The organism is Histophilus somni (genome assembly GCF_014202395.1).
GTDB lineage: Bacteria > Pseudomonadota > Gammaproteobacteria > Enterobacterales > Pasteurellaceae > Histophilus > Histophilus somni.
The window spans coordinates 1-3,398 of the sequence record NZ_JACHGQ010000017.1 but is presented as its reverse complement, the minus strand read 5'-3'; the positions used below and the strand labels follow the sequence as shown (position 1 = coordinate 3,398).

Genomic DNA, 3,398 nt, shown 5'->3' with positions numbered 1-3,398 from the left:
CAATAGCAGCAGCAACAGCGGCTTTTTTCGGATCTACGCCAGATTGTACCGCACTTTTTTCTGTATTTTTCTCCGAATTTTGTACAACAGTTTCAATTTCTTGAATGCTGTTTGAATTGGTTTGCTGACGAGCCAAACGACGTGCTTTACGTTGCTCTATGATGTCGCTGTTATCAGGCAATATTTCGCCTTTAATATTTATAAACGTTTTCTGTTCTTGGTTGTGTTCACGTGTTTCGATTGATTTCTTCGCTTTTAAGCGTTCAAGTGCGGCTTGAACTGGATCAATTCCTTTTTGTTGTGCCATTTCTGCACGGCGGTTTTCTGCCGCTTTATTAACCCTTGCTCTGCGTTCTTGTTCTTCTTTTTCTAAGCGAGCTTGACGAGCCTCAAAACGAATTTTGGCTTCTTCTGATTTTTGTGCCTTTTCTTTAATTTCCCAAATTTTTGCTTTTTCTTGGCGGAAATATTGAATGAGAGGAATATGACTCGGACAAACATAGGCACATAAACCACATTCAATACACTCTTTTAGGGCGTATTCTTCGGACTTTTTATGATCCTCCGCTCTGGCAAACCAATACAGTTGTTGAGGCATTAAATGTACAGGGCAGGCATCGGAGCAAGCAGAGCAACGAATACAAGATTGTTCCGTTGCCGGCGGTTCATATTCAAAATGATCCGGTGCCAGCAAGCAGTTAGTCGCTTTAGTTACAGGGGCATATAAATTCGGTAAGATGAATCCCATCATAGGCCCACCCATAAAAACAGGGAAACGTGAATCATATTGATAGGCGACTTGTGTTAGTACATGGGAGATTGGCGTTCCCAAAGGAACCCAAAAATTCCCTTTTTGTGCAATTTTATCTCCGGTTAAGGTAACTACTCGTTCAATTAAAGGTTCATCATTAATAATGGCACGTTTTATGGCAAAAGCTGTTCCCACATTGTGCATTAAAATACCCATACTGGAAGAGCGTTGTCCGCTTGCTACCTCAAATCCTGTTAGAATTTGGATAAGTTGCTTTGCTGCACCGGAAGGATATTTAGTTGGAATGACACGAATATCAATATCGTTAGCACCATGCAAACTTTGTCGCAATGCTGCGATAGCTTCCGGTTTATTATCTTCAATTGCAATCACCGCTTTTTCAGGGCGTAAGATATAGCGAAGAATACGTATACCCTCAATAATCTCTTCGCTGTAGTCACGCATTAGGCGATCATCACAAGTGATATAAGGCTCACATTCTGCACCATTGATAATTAGTAATTTAACCTTATTGTTTGCTGACTGGATTTTTGCAGCAGTCGGAAAAACCGCACCGCCTAATCCTGCGATACCTGCTTGGTAAATTTTATCAATGAGTTGTTCTCGGCTAAGTGTTAAAAAGTCCTCTATCGAGTGGCGTTTTCGCCATTGTTCCAATCCATCGGCTTCAATTTCAATACTTAATTCGCATAGACCTGAAGGATGAGCGGCAACATAAGGGGCAATATTTTTGATAATACCTGATGTAGGGGCATGAACAGGCAATGTTTTCAAACCTGAGCCGGTTGTCAACGCTTGACCTTTTAAGACTCTATCTCCTACCTTAACCAAAATATTACCCGCACTTCCGGCATGTTGTTTGACCGGAACATAAAAAGTGTTAGCTAAAGGCAAGTTTTTTATCGGGGTTTGGTTCGACTGAGATTTCATCTCCGGCGGAAGAATACCTCCATAAAAGTCCCAAAGTTTACCTGAATTGTAATTGGTTAATATATCTATACGCTGTGTCATTCCCTATTCTCCTACAACGATTTTCTTTTGTGCTGAAGTAGTATCAACGATGGGAATAACTAACTTAGGATCGAATGTCCAATCCCAGTTATCAATATGTTGTTTGACGTTGATCATTGAAATACAATCTGTTGGGCAAGGTGCAACACAAAGTTCACAACCGGTACAAAGATCGGCAATAATGGTGTGCATCGCTTTATTTGTACCAATGATGGCATCAACAGGGCAGGCTTGAATACATTTTGTACAACCAATACACATATCTTCGTCAATGAATGCCACTTTGGGTAGGGGATCTTTTTCAAAATTACCCGCTGGTGCTTCTATGCCTAATAAATCTGCTATTTTGATGACTAATGGTTGCCCACCAGGTACACACTTAGTGATTTCATCTCCATTCGCAATAGCTTGAGCATAAGGTTTGCAACCGGGATAACCGCATTGTGCACATTGACTTTGTGGTAACAACGCATCAATTTTTTCTACGATAGGATCGCCTTCAACTTTTAATTTAATGGAGGCAAAGCCTAAGATTACCCCAAAAAGAACGGCAAGCAAAACAACAACCAGCAGAACGTAATGTAATGTTGCCATTATTTACACTCTCACTAAACCGGTAAAGCCCATAAAGGCAAGAGACATTAGTCCAGCGGTAATTAACGCAATAGAGGCTCCCCGAAAGGGAAGGGGAATATCTGCTGCTGCAAGACGTTCACGCAATCCCGCAAATAAAACTAGAACAAGAGAAAAACCAAGCGACGCAGAAAATCCATAAATGACGGATTGAGTTAAGTTATGAGCTAAGTTTATATTAAGCAGTGCAACGCCAAGAACTGCACAATTAGTGGTAATCAAAGGGAGAAAAATACCCAGTAAACGATAAAGTGTTGGGCTCGTTTTATGAATGACCATTTCAGTAAATTGTACGACAACAGCGATAACAAGAATAAAAATCAAAGTGCGTAAGAAATTTGCATGGAGTGGAGTGAGTAAATAACGCTCAACTAAATAAGCACACAACGAGGCAACAGTAAGTACAAACATTGTCGCTAATCCCATGCCAATCGCAGTTTCAATTTTTTTTGAAACGCCCATAAACGGACAGAGTCCTAAGAATTTAACTAGAACAAAGTTATTAATCAGTGCGGTACTAATAATCAGTAAAATATAATCTATCATAAGTCTTCAATGGATTTTCTAGATCGCACATTATCGCTATTTCTCAGCGTAAGAACAACAGAAAAATGAAATCTCTGAAAAATGTACCGCACTTTTAAGCGTTCAATTTTATCTGATCGAGCCATATAAATGTGAACTCTTACCCAATAGGGAGCTAGGAAGGGAGCTAGGATTTTTCGTTATGCTAAAAAGTGCGGTGATGATTTAATCCTCTTTGAATATCAAACATTTTAATTGTTCGCCTCAATCAAGTTAGGATAAAAAGTAAAAAATCGTTTCTTTCTATAAAAATTTAGGATAGGATAGCAAGAATTTTTACTTGACAAATAAAATAGAACAGGAAAAATGACAGTCTACAGTCTACAGTCTACAGTCTACAGTCTACAGTCTACAGTCTACAGTCTACAGTCTACAGTCTACAGTCTACAGTCTACAG

3 protein-coding genes are annotated in these 3,398 nt (G+C 39.5%); all 3 read right to left on the bottom strand.

Annotated elements, in window-relative coordinates; genetic code table 11:
* The coding region (gene rsxC, locus HNR69_RS09155) for an electron transport complex subunit RsxC (protein WP_183405673.1) at nucleotides 1-1,783 on the bottom strand (1,783 nt) is incomplete at its 3' end.
* Between the two features lie 3 nt (nucleotides 1,784-1,786).
* Nucleotides 1,787-2,377 carry an electron transport complex subunit RsxB gene (rsxB, locus tag HNR69_RS09150; RefSeq protein ID WP_136122288.1) on the bottom strand — a complete coding sequence of 197 codons (591 nt, stop codon included), beginning with the start codon at nucleotides 2,375-2,377 and terminating at the stop codon, nucleotides 1,787-1,789.
* A 3-nt stretch (nucleotides 2,378-2,380) separates the two neighbouring features.
* Nucleotides 2,381-2,962, bottom strand: a complete 582-nt coding sequence (rsxA, locus tag HNR69_RS09145) for an electron transport complex subunit RsxA (protein ID WP_075294082.1) — start codon at nucleotides 2,960-2,962, stop codon at nucleotides 2,381-2,383.
* Nucleotides 2,963-3,398 lie beyond the last annotated feature (436 nt).